Source organism: Latilactobacillus sakei (assembly GCA_002953655.1).
Taxonomy (GTDB): Bacteria; Bacillota; Bacilli; order Lactobacillales; family Lactobacillaceae; genus Latilactobacillus; species Latilactobacillus sakei_A.
Genome location: CP025839.1, coordinates 955,372 through 971,076, shown reverse-complemented (window position 1 = coordinate 971,076; position 15,705 = coordinate 955,372). Strand labels below are relative to the sequence as shown.

At 41.4% G+C, this 15,705-nt stretch carries 16 protein-coding genes; all 16 read right to left on the bottom strand.

The features are described 5' to 3' along the window. Positions 1 to 5 precede the first annotated feature (5 nt). The 16 genes from C0213_04825 to C0213_04750 all read right to left on the bottom strand — a co-directional run bounded on the left by C0213_04825 (position 6) and on the right by C0213_04750 (position 15,571). On the bottom strand, positions 6 to 665 hold the full coding sequence (locus tag C0213_04825; GenBank protein AUX11757.1) for a hypothetical protein: 660 nt from the start codon (positions 663 to 665) through the stop codon (positions 6 to 8). Between the two features lie 11 nt (positions 666 to 676). Further along, positions 677 to 1,336, bottom strand: coding sequence for a histidine phosphatase family protein (locus tag C0213_04820; protein AUX11756.1), 660 nt, complete (start codon positions 1,334 to 1,336; stop codon positions 677 to 679). Between the two features lie 153 nt (positions 1,337 to 1,489). Beyond that, a complete protein-coding gene (locus tag C0213_04815) occupies positions 1,490 to 2,824 on the bottom strand; it encodes an FAD-dependent oxidoreductase (GenBank protein AUX11755.1) in 1,335 nt (444 codons plus the stop codon). Between the two features lie 235 nt (positions 2,825 to 3,059). Continuing rightward, the gene (gene deoA, locus C0213_04810) at positions 3,060 to 4,358 is read right to left on the bottom strand and encodes a pyrimidine-nucleoside phosphorylase (GenBank protein ID AUX11754.1); all 1,299 of its coding nucleotides are present in this window, start codon (positions 4,356 to 4,358) and stop codon (positions 3,060 to 3,062) included. Between the two features lie 18 nt (positions 4,359 to 4,376). Next, positions 4,377 to 5,330, bottom strand: a complete 954-nt coding sequence (locus C0213_04805) for an RNA polymerase subunit sigma-70 (GenBank protein ID AUX11753.1) — start codon at positions 5,328 to 5,330, stop codon at positions 4,377 to 4,379. A 27-nt stretch (positions 5,331 to 5,357) separates the two neighbouring features. Further along, the gene (locus C0213_04800) at positions 5,358 to 6,632 is read right to left on the bottom strand and encodes a permease (protein ID AUX11752.1); all 1,275 of its coding nucleotides are present in this window, start codon (positions 6,630 to 6,632) and stop codon (positions 5,358 to 5,360) included. A gap of 23 nt (positions 6,633 to 6,655) precedes the next feature. Next, positions 6,656 to 7,885, bottom strand: a complete 1,230-nt coding sequence (locus tag C0213_04795; GenBank protein ID AUX11751.1) for a NupC/NupG family nucleoside CNT transporter — start codon at positions 7,883 to 7,885, stop codon at positions 6,656 to 6,658. Positions 7,886 to 7,906: 21 nt separating this feature from the next. Beyond that, positions 7,907 to 8,611: a purine-nucleoside phosphorylase gene (deoD, locus tag C0213_04790; protein AUX11750.1), complete on the bottom strand. Its 705-nt coding sequence runs from the start codon at positions 8,609 to 8,611 to the stop codon at positions 7,907 to 7,909. 16 nt (positions 8,612 to 8,627) lie between these two features. Then, a complete protein-coding gene (locus tag C0213_04785) occupies positions 8,628 to 9,818 on the bottom strand; it encodes a phosphopentomutase (protein ID AUX11749.1) in 1,191 nt (396 codons plus the stop codon). A 15-nt stretch (positions 9,819 to 9,833) separates the two neighbouring features. Then, complete coding sequence (deoC, locus tag C0213_04780; protein AUX11748.1) at positions 9,834 to 10,484, bottom strand: deoxyribose-phosphate aldolase; 651 nt, start codon at positions 10,482 to 10,484, stop codon at positions 9,834 to 9,836. Between the two features lie 159 nt (positions 10,485 to 10,643). Further along, entirely contained in the window at positions 10,644 to 11,783 is a 1,140-nt protein-coding gene (locus tag C0213_04775) for a tRNA 2-thiouridine(34) synthase MnmA (protein ID AUX11747.1), read from the bottom strand. 186 nt (positions 11,784 to 11,969) lie between these two features. After that, on the bottom strand, positions 11,970 to 12,317 hold the full coding sequence (locus C0213_04770; protein ID AUX11746.1) for a cysteine desulfurase: 348 nt from the start codon (positions 12,315 to 12,317) through the stop codon (positions 11,970 to 11,972). Between the two features lie 59 nt (positions 12,318 to 12,376). Continuing rightward, complete coding sequence (locus tag C0213_04765; protein ID AUX11745.1) at positions 12,377 to 13,543, bottom strand: cysteine desulfurase NifS; 1,167 nt, start codon at positions 13,541 to 13,543, stop codon at positions 12,377 to 12,379. 127 nt (positions 13,544 to 13,670) lie between these two features. Further along, positions 13,671 to 14,507, bottom strand: a complete 837-nt coding sequence (locus tag C0213_04760) for a TIGR00268 family protein (GenBank protein AUX11744.1) — start codon at positions 14,505 to 14,507, stop codon at positions 13,671 to 13,673. A 24-nt stretch (positions 14,508 to 14,531) separates the two neighbouring features. Further along, positions 14,532 to 14,837, bottom strand: a complete 306-nt coding sequence (locus tag C0213_04755; protein ID AUX11743.1) for a hypothetical protein — start codon at positions 14,835 to 14,837, stop codon at positions 14,532 to 14,534. 20 nt (positions 14,838 to 14,857) lie between these two features. Continuing rightward, complete coding sequence (locus tag C0213_04750; GenBank protein AUX11742.1) at positions 14,858 to 15,571, bottom strand: aquaporin family protein; 714 nt, start codon at positions 15,569 to 15,571, stop codon at positions 14,858 to 14,860. Between the last annotated feature and the right edge of the window lie 134 nt (positions 15,572 to 15,705).

Below are 15,705 nucleotides of genomic sequence, written 5' to 3'. Positions count from 1 at the left end.
CCCTATTATTTCTGATCTTTGGCGCGCATAAAGCCTTCAATATCAATCAGTTGTTGTTTGTTTTTTTCAAAATATGCTGGATCTAACGCTTTGGCACGTTCAAAATATGACTGGCTTTCTTGACCAAGAACCAGCTGGGTTAAACCATATTTGAAGACCGCTTCCCCGTTTTGAGCATCGATGCGATGTGCCTTTTTAAAGTAGGTCTGTGCTTGGTCAAAATCGCCTAGACTAATCAAAATATTGCCGACTAAGATATTAGCATCCAATTGCTCGGGTTGTTTTTCTTGAACAGTAAGCGCAAAAGCCATTGCTCGCGCATTTTGTGCCAATTGATGGTAAGTTTGGGCCAACATATACTGTGCATCTAGGGCCTGAGTGTCTTTCACCAATTGCGAGAAGATAGTTTCGGCTTGTTGATAAGCTTCCGCTTGATAATAAAGGGTGCCGAGTGCATATTCGAGCGCGTCATTTCCTGGAAACTGCGTTAACGCTTTTTGTAATAAGACTTCGGCCTGTTCATAATCCTTGAGGGTTGTCAGAAAAGTCGCGAGCGTGACATATGCTTCGATGTCCGTGGGTGTTTTTTCTAAATAATCAACTAACTGTTGAACGGCTTCTTCATGTTGCCCAGCTGCCCATTTTTTTAAAATTTCGGGTTTCATCAAATCATCTCCTAAATGGTATCTGACGCAGAAAGTGTGCGGCTTAAAAAGGACGTTTCGTTCCAATCTAATAGTTCAAACGATTGACCTTGATCAGTCGTTTTTAAAGTTGTGACCGATGAGTTCGTTAAACCACCGTGAGCACGAATATCTGCCAAGGGGGTTTTCAATAACGCCTGAATCATGGCCACTAGCGCTGCGCCATGACTCACAATTAAAATCTGATCATCTGGTTTAGCCGTAGCCATGATCTGCGCAATCGCCGCAGTTGTGCGTTTGATTACTTGCGGAAAGCTTTCACCATTAATGACGCTCGCATCATATTCAGCCGGTGCTTCGCGAAATGTCCGTAACGTTTCGGGGAACCGTTCCTTAACTTCAGTGAAATACATGCCTTCCATTAAGCCCAGGTCAAATTCGTGGAGGCCATCAACCACTGTAATGGGAAAATCTTGGTGTAAATCCTTTTTAAGGGTCGCTGACGTCACACGCGTGCGCTTCATCGGGCTCGTATAGAGATGGGCAAACTGAATATCTTTTAAATAATCAGCTAATTCACCGATTTCTGTATAACTAGAAGCCAGTAGTGGCGAATCACCATTAGCGCCTTGATAGCGCCCCGCCAAATTCCATTCAGTTTTACCGTGACGTACAAAATATAAAGTTGTCATACACTTTCTCCTCAAAATAACTTACTTTTCATTATGAAAGAGTCATCGCCTAAATTCAAGTCTATCCTATTAAAAGGTCGTTTTTTATAGCAAAAAAGGCACCGGGGAAAAGATTTTCCCAGTACCTTTAAAAGCGTTTCACGCATTTTTTGATTAATTACTTTCAGCAACAGCTTTCATTGCAATTGCATTGACATAGTTTAACGGTTGATCATAGTTAGGTTGGAAGAACATGTCGACCATTGCTAATTGATCAATTGTCATTTTAGTTTGGATAGCCATTGAAATCACGTTAGCCGCTTGTGCAATGTCATATTGACTTGTAAATGAACCCCCTAAAACTTGGCGCGTCTTAGGATCCCATGTTAAGTTCATCAAAACAGGTGTTGTTGATGGCATGAAGTCTGGGCGATAATCTTCAGTCAAAGTAGTTGTCGCAACGGACATTCCGCGGACCTTAGCGCCTTCAACGGTCAAACCACTACCAGAATATGTCCGACCGAACAATTCAACGGCTGATGTTGCTTGCGTCCCCATATATTTTTCAGTTGGCGTTTCAATATTACGACCAATTAACAAGCCTTGGCGAACAGCATTGGTTGCCAAGGGAATGTAATCTGCTTTTTGCGTTGGGTTATAGTAAACAGCAGCGGCATCGCCGGCAGCATAGACACCTTTAACAGATGTTTGCATATATTCATCAGTTGTAATCGCACCGTTGCCTAGCATTTCAACTTGATCTTTGAAGAGGCCAGTATTTGGTCTGAAACCAACACATAAAATTGCAAGGTCAGCTGTATATTCATTCTTATCCGTCTTAACAGTTACTTGATCAGTGCCTGAGAAGCTAACTACCTTTTCACTTAAGGCTAATTGAACACCGTGATCTCTGTAATCTTGTTCAACAATCTCAGAGATATTAGGATCAAAGTTTTTACCAAGTGCATGTGGTAAAGCATCAATCAAGGTCACTTTCTTATCAGTTGTCGCATAAGCTTCAGCCAATTCAGCACCAATATAACCAGAACCAATCACAATGACGCTCTTCACATCAGGTGCACTCTTCTTCAATTCGTTAGCATGTTCCCAGTTTTTACATAATTTAACGTTGGGATTATCAATACTTTCAATTGGTGGAATGACTGGTGAAGAACCAGTTGTGACAATAATTTTATCAAATTTTTCAATTGTTTCCTCAGAAGTAACTAAGTTCTTAACGTGCAAGACTTTTTCTTTTAAGTCTGCTTTCAAGACAGTATGTTGCATTTTCATATGGGCACCCAATTGGGCTAACATTTCTGGACTTGAATAGAACATTTTTTTAGGATCAGAGACATGGCCACCTACCCAAAGTGCAATCCCACAAGATAGGAATGACAAATTGTCATGTGTTTCATAAACAGTGACATCCCAATCTGGGTGAGCTGTCAATGTTGCTTGTGTTGCAAAAGTGCCTGCGTGTGTACAACCAATTACTGCTACTTTCATAGTGTTGCCTCCTAAAATATCTAAAAACGATTTCATCGTTATTTTTTGTGAAACATCACGCAATCAGCGTGTAATTATATTGTACGCTATTTAGTTCGAATTTGTCAATTCTGGCTAGTGATTTATTAAATTTCACAAATAAATTTGATTGTTTATGCGTTATTTAATCGATACATTGTGATTTTATTCTAAAAAAGACGTTAATGGTTAAAATCTCCCATTAACGTCCTTTCTATTATTGAATCAACGCATGAATTAAAGTGACTTTTTGCGCTTCTGAGCCAATCTTAATATTGGCATAAAGCAAGTCCTCAATCGATTTAACATCTTCTCGATTACTATAAATCGTCAATAAACTTTCACCTTTTTGAACGGCATCGCCAATCTTTTTGTGTAAGACTAATCCGACTGCGTAATCAATTTCGTCGGTCTTCGCTTGCCGGCCACCGCCAAGTAGCATGCTAGCAATCCCCATTTCATTCGCCGTCATTTCAGTCACATAACCACTTTTTTTAGCAGGTAATTCGATTTGATATTGTGCTTGTGGCATCAATTTTGGATTTTCAATAACAGCAGGATCGCCACCTTGATAAATAATCATTTGACGAAAGGCTTCAAGTGCTCGACCACCATCAATCACGCCTTGGAGTAATTGACGCGCTTCATCTAGCGTAGTAGCCTTCCCGGCTAAAACGACCATTTGGCTGCCTAATGTTAAAATTAACTCCGTAATATCAGCCGGTCCTTCCCCTTTTAAGATGTCAATTGACTCTTCAATTTCAAGTGCATTTCCAATCGCATTGCCCAAAGGTTGATTCATATCCGAAATAACGGCCATACATTGCATCCCCACACTACGCCCAATATTAACGAGAGCTTGCGCCAATTCTTTAGCATCTTCTTCGGTCTTCATAAAGGCCCCAGAACCAGTCTTAACATCCAATACCAGCGCATCGGTCCCTGAAGCAATCTTCTTACTCATGATTGACCCAGCAATTAATGGAATTGAATCAACCGTATCAGTCACATCTCTGAGGGCATAAATCTTCTTATCAGCGGGGGCAATATTACCGGTTGCCCCAATAATCGCAAGCTTAATCTCCGCCACTTGCTTTTTAAAGGCTTCTTCCGTTAATGAAATATTAAAATTTGGAATCGCTTCCAATTTATCCAAAGTGCCACCAGTATGGCCTAAACCGCGCCCTGAAATCATCGGGATGGGAATCCCTAACGCTGCAATCATTGGTGCGAGTGGAATACTGGTCTTATCACCGACACCACCCGTTGAATGTTTATCGACTTTGACACCGTCAATCATCGAAAGATCTAATTGATCGCCAGAGCGCATCATCGTCATCGTCAATAATGCCCGTTCATCATCTGTCATGTCATTAAAATAAATCGCCATCAGTAACGCACTTGCTTGATAATCTGGAATGGTGCCATCTGTATACCCATCAATAAAGAATTGGATTTCTGCTGCTGTTAAGGCGCCACCTTGTCGCTTATGATCAATGATATCGACCATTCTCATGCTAATCACTCCTTCTTATTAGTCAGGGGCAATCAATGCTTGGGCTGTATGCACATCGATAATTAAACAATTGGCATAGTGCCCCGCTAATGCGCCTTTAATGGCCGCAATTTTTTGTTGCCCGCCTGCTACTAAAATACTATGTTCCTTCGTCTTCAAATCCGCGAGTTGAATCCCAACGGTTCGCTGATCAATTGCTGCACATGTCACTTGACCACTCGTGTTATAAAAGCGCGAGCAAATATCGCCGACCGCTTTTTGTTGCAGCACTGCTTGTTCTTCTTTATTAAAATAACCCGTTTGAAAAAGTAAGGCTTCATCCCGCACCGTACCGACCGTATAAATCGCAATGTTTGCTTGCTTGCCCATCTCAATCATCCGTCGAATATGGCGATCTTCCATGACAACATCGTGTGTCGTTTGGTTGCCAAAAACAACCGGTAACGGCAAGACATGGGGGGCTGTATGGAAAGCCGCCCCAAATTTCATCAGGACTTCTTCGGCATAAACCGGTGTGGGGGTGTAAGTAACACTCCCCTTTAACTCAATAATATTGACGTTTTGAGCCGTTTGTTCTTTCAGTGCTAGCGCGACTTGATTTAATGTCTTACCCCAACTGACACCGATTAAATCATTATCTTTAACAATTGACGTTAAATAATCAGCTGCATATTGTCCCAACTGAGCAATTGTCCGCTGATAATCGGCGGCATCTGTATAAACGACGTGCACTTCAGGTAAATCATATTTTTGTTGAATTAACGCTTCTAATGCTTGCGCACTAGCATAGGGGTCAACAATTTCAATCCGGACAATCCCGATTTCTTTAGCATATTGCAAAAGCCGTGAAACGGTTGGTCTGGAAATGGCTAGTTTTTTAGCGATTTCTTCCTGACTCATATTGGCTTTGTAATATAAATTGGCAACAGCTAAACTCTGTTGTGTTTTTTTATGCGACTCAATTTCTACCATGATTTGAACCTCTATTCATCAAATTCATTACATCAAAAAAGTATTACAAATCAATTCTAATAGAAAAAGCATCGCTAAGCCAACTAAAGTCCAATTTAATTGTCGTGTTTTGTGGCCCGCCCATTTCACAATTGGGTAAAAGACGAAGCCAAATGCTAAGCCTGTTGAAATTGAACCTGTTAATGGAATCAAAACGATCATTAAAAAGGCTGGAAACCATTCTGTAAAATCTTGCAAATCAATTGCTTGGACCTGCATCATCATCAAAGCACCGGTAATAATAATGACTGGTGCAATTGCCGCTTGAGGCACAAAGCGCAACAATGGAATAAAGAAAAGAGCGCCTAAAAATAATGTGCCCGCCGTAAAAGCGGTGATGCCCGTTCGCCCACCACTTTCAATCCCTGAAGCACTTTCGGCAGCTGCGACGGTGGGACTGGTCCCTAAGAACCCCGAGAGTAAAGTCGTTACCGCACTGGCTTGAAAGGCGCGTTTAAATTGTTGCTGATTGGTCAACAGACCTTCCAACAAGCCCATCGACTCAAAAACTAAGATCATGGTCATTGAAAAAACGGCGAGTCCAAATTTCAACGTCCATAAAGAACTAAAATCACCCTGCATTAAGAGTTGCGGATAGTCACGAATTTGACTAATCGTAATCTGGGTTGTGGCTTGTGGCACAAGTCTAAAGATTCCTGAAAGCCCACTGATTAAGAAAATGCCGACGATAAAACTCCCTGGTATTTGTCTTAAATACAATACGAGCGTAACGGTCAACCCTAAAAGGGCTAACAAGGGCGTTGCTTGACTCAAATCACCTAAAGCAAGCAACGACTGCGTACCACCCGAGCGAATCAGTTCGGCTTTTTCAAGCCCTAAAACAACTAGGAATAACCCAATGCCAACCGTAATCCCCGCCTTTAACGATGCTGGGATTAAGGCCGATAAACGCTCACTAAGCGGCGTAAAGGCAATCCCAACATAAATCAAACTACTGAAAAAAGAGATGGCCACGGCTTGTTGCCAAGTCAAATGCATCCCTACCACTAGGGTATACGTGAAAAAGGCGTTAACCCCCATCCCAGGTGTCAAAACAATTGGTGCCTTGGCCCAAAGCCCCATGATAAAACAGCCAATTGCTGATGAAAAAATCGTGGCGAACACACTAAGATTAGCTGGAATTCCCGCATCTTTTAAAATCATTGGGTTAACAACAATGATATATGAAATCGCAAAGAAGCTTGTGATACCTGCTAAAATTTCTGTTCGAATTTGATTTTTACGTGCCGCCTGAAATGCCATTTTTCTAAAAACTCCCTTTCAAATTACCAAACGAATAAGCCAACAGTTGCTGCTGATAATAATGATACTAAAATACCAGAAAGTAACATATACCCAACGTTTTTAGCAATTAAATTATTCTTCGATTTATCGACTAAGCCTTTGAATGCCCCGATAATCATGCCGACTGTTGAGAAGTTGGCAAACGAGGTCATGAAGACCGTTAAAATGGCCTTGTAATGTGGTGCAAAATCGCCAATCGTATTTGTCACTTTGCCCATCACAACAAATTCATTTGTCACTAACTTAGTCCCCATAAACTGCGCAAATTCAAAAGCGTGACTAACATCTAAGCCCATCAACCAAGCAAATGGGAACATGATAATCCCTAAAAGATGTTCCAATGTAATCCAAGGATTAATCAATTGTAAGACTTTATCAATCAAAGCAGCTAATGCCACAAAGGCAATAACGTTAGCAGTGATGATCAAAACTAACTTACCAGCATTCAAGATTGAATCCCCTAAAAATGAAAAGAAGGGTTCTTTACCTTGTACATCTACTTGTTCGTCGGAAGTATCTGACCCACTACCACTCATCGTTGCAATCGTATCTTCTTCTGGGGTCACTTCAACGGGATTCAAGATATTGGTAACAATAATCGCGTTAATAATATTAATCGGAATCGCGGTTAAAATAAATTGCCCCGGCATCATTTGTGTATACGCCCCAATAATGGACGCTGTTACACAGCTCATTGACATCATGGCTAACGTTAAGTTCCGTTCGCCTTTCATTTGTTTGAGTTGTAATGCTGAAACAGCTAACGCTTCAGTGTTCCCCAAAAACATCATTTCAACTGCGAAAAATGATTCAAACTTTGGTTGGCCCGTTACTTTTGATAAGCCCCGCCCTAACCACTTGATAATCCATGGTAAAACCCCGATATACGTCAAAATATCGAATAACGGGATAATCATTAGAATTGGTAACAAAACACTCGTCACAAAATCCATTTGCTTAACGGCGACCCAACTTGGTAAAGCAAAGGCAATCCCGGTATAAGCGACTTGCACCAACCAGTTAAACCCATTGGCCGCCCCCATAACGATATTGCGGCCAATTGGAAAGCCGGTTAAGAACCAAGCTAGAAAAAGATTGATTGCCATCATAATACCAATTGAACGCCATTTAATCTGCGACTTTTGTTTCGAGAATAAAAAGGCCAACCCGACAAAGACAATTAAACCGATAATATTCACTAAAAGATACATTTCGTCCCCTACTTCCCTGTTTTAAGCAATACCAGCCTCTAATGCAACCGTTATCATTTCGTTGAACGATTTTTCGCGTTCTTCAGCTGAGGTTTCTTCCCCGGTAATGATGTGATTACTAATCGTCAACACGGCTAATGCTTGAACGTTAAACTTCGCTGCCAACATATAAAGTGCTGCAGCTTCCATTTCAGAACCTAAAACACCATATTGGATTAGCTTTTGTCGATCAATTTCATCGTTGTAAAAACGATCCTCTGATAAGATATTACCAACCTTAACCGCAATGCGTGCTTGTTGGGCTGCTTGGTAAGCCTTCATTAAAAGTTTAAAATCGGCCGTCGGTGCATAATACAACCCAGCACCAAATGTATTTTGAATAATAGCAGAATCTGTACTTGCGGATTGGGCGATGACAACGTCTCTGACGTGAACATCAGTCCCTAAACCGCCACAAGTGCCAACGCGAATTAACCGTTTAACACCATAGAATTGAATTAATTCATTAGCGTAAATTGAAATGGATGGAATCCCCATACCAGAAGCTTGGACTGAAATAGCTTGCCCTTTGTAGTAACCGGTATAACCAAATGCATTCCGAATTGTGTTATAGCGATGCACATCTGTTAAAAACGTTTCAGCGATATATTTAGCGCGCAATGGATCACCAGGTAATAAAACAGTTTCTGCAATGTCCCCTTGTTGGGCTTCAATATGTGTACTCATAGAAATGACGCCTCCATTATTTTAATTGTGTTAAAAAGCTCGTGCCAATTTCTCCTGCTGGACAATCAAAGTTTTCTAAAATCGTTGCGCCTAGATCGGCAAAAGTTGTACGAACACCAAGTGATTGGTTACCCGCTAAGCTAGGTGAATAAGCTAACAATGGCACATATTCACGCGTATGATCAGTCCCTTTGAAACCAGGATCATTGCCATGATCTGCCGTAATTAATAACAAGTCATCGGGTTTTAAAACGGCTAATAATTCGCCTAGTTGTTGGTCAAATGCCATTAAAGCGGCCCCGTAACCTTCTGGATTACGACGATGACCGTACATCGCATCGAAATCAACTAAGTTTGTAAAACTAAACCCGGTGAAATCGGTTTGTGCATTCTTGATGGTTTGGACCATCCCATCATGGTTACTTTCTGTATGCACACCACTTGTAATCCCTTTACCAGAAAAGATATCGTTAATCTTACCCACTGCAAGGACCTCCAAGCCAGCTGCCTTCAAACGATCCATATCAGTCGTCCCGGTTGGTTCTAATGTATAATCATGCCGATCTGAAGTCCGTTCAAAATGCGCTTTGTCTTGTCCTTTAAAGGGACGTGCAATGACGCGGCCGATTCGGTATGGCTTTTCAATTGTTATTTGCCGAGCATATTCGCAAATTCGGTATAATTCCTCAAGCGGAATGACCGCTTCATTAGCAGCAATTTGTAAGACGGAATCACCGGACGTGTAAACAATTAAAGCGCCTGTTGCGAGTTGTTCTTCCCCATAATCGCGAATCACATCGGTCCCTGAATAGGGGCGGTTAACAATTACAGAACGACCACTAAAAACAGCTAGTTTTTGAATTAATTCGTTGGGGAAGCCATTAGGGAAAAAGCCAAGTGGTTCTTTAACCGGTAACCCCATCATTTCCCAATGACCATCCATACTATCTTTACCCACTGAAGTTTCTTGCATCTTACCAAAATAGCCCGATGCTGGTTGCACCGCAGGGATGCCCTTAATCGGATCAGATGCGCGAATATTACCTAAGCCTAATTTTTGTAAGTTAGGCAACTTAAATTGTTCCCCATAAAACGCCCCGATATGGCCAAGGGTGTCGGCACCGACATCATTAAAATTGGCAGCATCGCTTGCTTCACCAATCCCAACTGAATCTAAGACAACTGTAAAAACCCGTTTGAATTGCATTTTTGTTCGCTCCTTTTATTTGCTGTTCATGATTTTAACCCCGGCACTGGCGCCTAATCGATTTGCACCAGCTGCAATCATTGCTTCGGCGTCTTCTTTTGAATGGATACCGCCAGAGGCCTTAACCCCTAACCGATCACCAACAACTGAACGCATTAAAGTAACGTCTGCAACCGTTGCGCCACCAGTTGAAAAACCAGTTGATGTTTTAACAAAATCAGCACCTGCTTGTTCAGATAATTCACAAGCACGTCGTTTTTCTTCATCCGATAATAGACAAGTTTCAATAATAACCTTCACGTGTTTTTGAGCAGCATGGCCTGCTTTGACAACGGCTTGAATATCACTTAACACTTGTTCATCGTGACCTGCTTTCAATTCACCAACATTGATAACCATGTCTAATTCATCAGCCCCATTTTCAATGGCATCTTGGGCTTCAAAAACCTTAGTAGCTGTCGTGGTTGCGCCCAAAGGAAATCCAATGACAGTCACAACTTTAACGTCGCTATCTTGAAGTGCATCACTAGCACGTTTCACCCAGTAAGGATTTAAACAAACCGATGCAAATTGATAGGTTTTTGCTTCTGTGATAATTTGGTCTACTTGGGCCATTGTTGCCTCGGGTTTTAATAATGTATGGTCGATATATTTTGCTAAATTCATAATTAGCGCCTCCTCGTTTTGTTAACGCTTTCAATTTAACACCGTTTTGAACATTTGTAAACACCTATCTTGAAATTATGTAAAATCAGTCCAAAAAAGAAGCGATGCCAAGATGATCTTTGGCATCGCTTCTTCCTAATGGGTCGTGAATTCTTTTAATTAGACGTATTGTAAAACTTGCTTGTCAGCGTCATCGTTAGCGACTTTATAAGCCACGTCGATTGTGCCCCCACCTAAACATTCGGCGCCGTCGTAGAAAACAACAGCTTGTCCGGGTGTAATAGCGCGCACTGGCGCATCGAAGACAACTGTGGCAGTTGTCTCTGAAGTCATGTGAACTGTTACGCCAACATCTTGTTGACGATAACGGAACTTCGCTGTGCAATGGAAATCTGTGCCGTGATCAATTGGTGTGATCCAAGTCATCTTACTTGCATCCAATTGGTCAGCATAGAGTAACTCGTTATGATAGCCTTGGCCCACATAAAGAATATTCTGCTCTAAGTCTTTGCCGACAACAAACCATGGATCGTTTGATTCGCCACCGCCACCGATACCAAGACCAGAACGTTGACCGATTGTGTAGTACATCAAACCATCATGGGTGCCTTTTTCAAGACCGTCGACAGTCATCATCTTACCTGGTTGTGCTGGTAAGTATTCGCCTAAGAATTGCTTAAAGTTCCGTTCGCCGATGAAACAAATCCCAGTTGAGTCCTTCTTCTTAGCAGTTGCTAAGCCAGCTTCTTCAGCTAAACGACGGACTTCTGATTTTTGCATGTGACCGATTGGGAACATTGATTTTTGTAATTGATCTTGAGAAAGTGCACTCAAGAAGTATGTTTGATCTTTATTGCTATCACCGCCACGCAACATGTGGGCAATGCCGTTTTCATCGCGTTCGATCTGAGCATAGTGGCCCATTGCGATGAAATCAGCGTCTAGTTCCATTGCGTAATCTAAGAAAGCCTTGAATTTCACTTCTTTATTACACATGACGTCTGGATTAGGTGTTCTACCGTGCTTATATTCGTCTAAGAAATATTCGAACACGCGGTCCCAGTATTCCTTTTCGAAGTTAACGGAATAATAAGGAATGCCAATTTTAGAAGCAACCTTGGCAACATCCTCATAATCTTCCGTTGCGGTACAGACCCCATTCTCATCCGTATCGTCCCAATTTTTCATGAAAACACCAATCACGTCATAACCTTGTTGCTTTAACAATAAGGCTGTGACTGATGAGTCCACGCCGCCGCTCATACCAACGACGACTCGTGTATTACTGTGGTCAACCACAATATCACCATCATTTCAAATAGATTCTAGTTTTCTACGATTTGAAGGTCGTGAATTCCAGTACTACCATTATAGCAATCCTCGCTCATATTTCAAACCATAACACTCACTTTTCATAAGTAATTGTCAATAAAAAAGGAACCCTAACCAACTTTGACCATTGGTAGCGTTCCCATCCTCATTTGATTATGCTTGGGCTACCAAAATATCCCGTTCAATCAAGTGATTAATAATGAAATTAAATTGTTCAACGTTTTCAGCGTTCTTTTCATCCTTAAAAATGTTAACTGGATGTAACCCATCAGCGGAAGTGACCGACATTTTGAGCGTCTTCAATTCTTTACCAACCGTAATTTTAAGCTTAATCGCTGTATTAAAGGGTGAATTAGGATCAAGGGGCCGTTCCAATTGGAAATTACCATTGTTGGTTGGCATGAAGCCAGTATCCCGTAATGTATATTTCTTAACGGCATCACTTAACCCATATTGTGTCGTATTGCCTAAAACCGTTGCTGTCTCTTTTAATAAAGCCATCTTGCTACCTCCATCAACTGATTGATAGTTTCATTTTAGCATAGATGAAGCGGTTGCGCCTAGGCTTTACCGGCTTGCTTAGCCAAGTTTTTTTGCACAATTTTAGTTAATGCGGCACAAAAGGCAGTCACATCTGCTTCAGTGGTCTCAACACCAAAACTAATTCGAATACTTTCGGCAACTCGTGGGCTATCTTCACCGTACATGGCGATCAGAACGTGTGAGGGTTCCAAATCACCAGCAGTACATGCTGAACCACCTGAAATCGCAAAGCCTGCTAAATCAAGGTTCATCTGCAAGACATAGGTTGAAACACCTTTAATCCACAGATTTAATACGTGACCCACCATATCGTCACGACCTGCACCATTGACTTCAAAATCAATCCCGTTTGCTTGAAGCGTCTCTAAGACTTGTTGTTTGAAACCAGCATACCGAGCGCGATGTTCAGCCTTAACAGCTGGTGTCAACAATTCAACCGCCTTGGCAAACCCAGCGACGGCTGGAATATTTTCTGTCCCCGCACGGCGTTTCTTTTCTTGCTCGCCACCCATTAAAAATGATGGCAAATGAATTGCGTCATTCACGTACAAGAAACCAATTTGCTTAGGCCCATTAATCTTGTGTGCTGAAACAGATAACATATCAATCTGATCTGCTTGCACATCGATGTCCAATAGCCCATAGGCCTGCGTGGCATCCGTATGGAACCACGCATTTGATTCATGAACAAGTTGGCCGATTTCATGGATCGGCATATGACTGCCAATTTCATTATTCCCCATCATAATCGAGACTAAGATTGTTTCAGGGGTTAAGGCAGCCTTTAAGTCAGCCAATTCAATAACACCTTGTTTGTTAACAGGCAAATAAACGACATCAAACCCTTGGCTTTCTAAATAAGCCATTGGTTTTAAAACAGAATGATGTTCAATGGCTGTCGTGATAATCCGTTGACCTTCGTTAGCTCGTTTTTGAGCCGTTTGTAGGATTGCCATGTTATTACTTTCAGTAGCACCACTGGTTAAAATAATGTCGTTATCCTTCGCATTAATACTTTGCGCTAAAATATGCCGACTTGTATCTAAAACCGTGTGTGCTTGGCGTCCAAAGAAATGGGTGCTTGACGCATTCCCAAAATATTGGGCCATTTGCGTGGTCATCGTCTCAATTACCTTTGGGGCAATCGGGGTCGTTGCTGCGTTGTCTAAATAAATATGTTCCAAAATTTTTCGCCTCGTTTTAAAAAGTATCTATGTTAGTTTAACATAGAAGCCACTTTATTAGCGGTCGAAACACTTCAAAACTAAAAAAAGACTAGGGTTAACCCCTAATCTTTTAATATTGCTTCAATTAAGCCGTCATTAAGGCTGCTTTTTGTTGTTCTGATAATGATTCGTTCATCCGACCACTCTTGAAACCGGCTAAATCAACGGTCACAAATTCAAAACCAACTTGTTGTAGTGCTTGGTTAATTTGTTCACTGTGTGTTAAGAAGTCTGCAATTTGGGCTTCTGGGACTTCAACCCGGGCGATTGATTCGTGATAACGGACACGGACCGTTGCAAAACCTAAATCACGCAAGAATTTTTCAGATTGCATGACTTGTGCAATCTTGTCTTCTGTTAAGGCTGTGTTATATGGGAAGCGTGAAGAAACTGAACAGCTGGCCACTTTGTTCCAGTTATTCAAGTTTAATGCTTTTGCTAATTGACGAACATCAATTTTATAGAACCCAGCTGTTTGAAGAACACTTTCTGCACCAGCTTCATCACGAGCCCGTAAACCCGGACGGAAATCACTGTTGTCATCCATAATCATACCGTCTAAGACATGATCAAAACCTTTTTCAGCAGCGATTTGGTTTAATTGTGTATAGAACATCTTCTTGCTGTAATACCAAGTTTCTGGTGTGTTGTTAGCAATATGTTCATCGGATAAGTAATTTAAAGTGGTTGCTTCAACGTTGGCACCCATTTCATTTGCTAAGGCCATTGCTTTATTAAATTCTTCATCTGTGAATAATTCTGAGTTAGCAACGACTGCTAAGACATTTTCCTTGCCGAGCGTTTCTAAAGCCATTTTTAACACTAATGTGCTATCAATCCCGCCAGAAAAAGCCACGATTACTTTTCCCATTTGTTGTAAATTGGCAGTTAGCATTGCTTTTTTTTCAGATAAGGTATTCATTTTTAAAGACTTCTTTCTATATAATTAAATTAATTGTTTTAATTCTGATAAACCATTTTGAATCCGATCAGCATAAGCTAAATCATTATTATCTAAACTTTTGACAATCATTAAATTCAAATCTGTGGCACTATCAACAAAGTGTTTGAATGTTGATTGACCCGCATTCTGTTGTGCATCGTCTAAATCCCCGTATAGTTGTTCCGCGGTTAAAAGTGCTTGTTGGGCTTCAATCAAGCTTGTTGAAATTGTCCCTGGTTGTGAGGCATGTGCGGCAACTTCAAATAAGTCGACCATCATATTTTGAGTTTGTTTAATTTGTTCACGCATAATTGATTCCTCCGATTGAATTAGATACCAAAGAAGCTCCGCATGAAAAGTGCGGCACATAAGCCCCCAACAAATGGGGCAATCCCTGGTACGATAATGCCGTATTGCCAATCTGAGTTAGCTTTATTTTTGATGGGTAAAATAGCGTGGGCAATTCTAGGCCCCATATCACGCGCCAAGTTCATCGCAAATCCAGTAGGACCGCCCATTCCCATCCCAATTGCCCAAACAAGTAAACCAACAGCAATTGGGGCAATCCCAGGCGTCTTGATTTGTGTAATGGCAATAATTGATGCAATAAAGACGAATGTTGCAAAAAATTCAACGAAGAAATTCCGTGGTAAATTACGGATACCAGGTGCTGTTGAGAAAATATTGCGAACAGCGACTGGATCCACATTGCCTTCTGAAGCTTTAAATTCGTCGGCGTACATAATGTAGACAATCACTGCCCCAACAATCCCACCTAAGACTTCAGCAACGGAATAAGGAATAAACATTGCCCATGAAATATTGCCTAAAACACATTGTGCCAATACCATGGCTGGGTTGATTGAAACATCCCCGAAGATGAATAAGGCTACTGTAATCCCGAAGCCCCAGGTTGTAATCGCAAATAAATGCCCTGAACCACGATATTTTGACCCCTTTAGGACTTCATCACTATGAACCCCGACCCCGAAAATAATCATGAGCGCTGTGCCCATAAATTCTGCTAATAACTGATGAACCATGAATAAATTCCTCCAAATTTTAAACGTGCTTTTGCCAGTATCTTGCTGTGCTTTGCTACATCAGTCAAATCACCGACTTTGTCGGCAATTCGTCTGATTAGGCAAATGCTCGCAAGCTAACCACTGGCAACGCA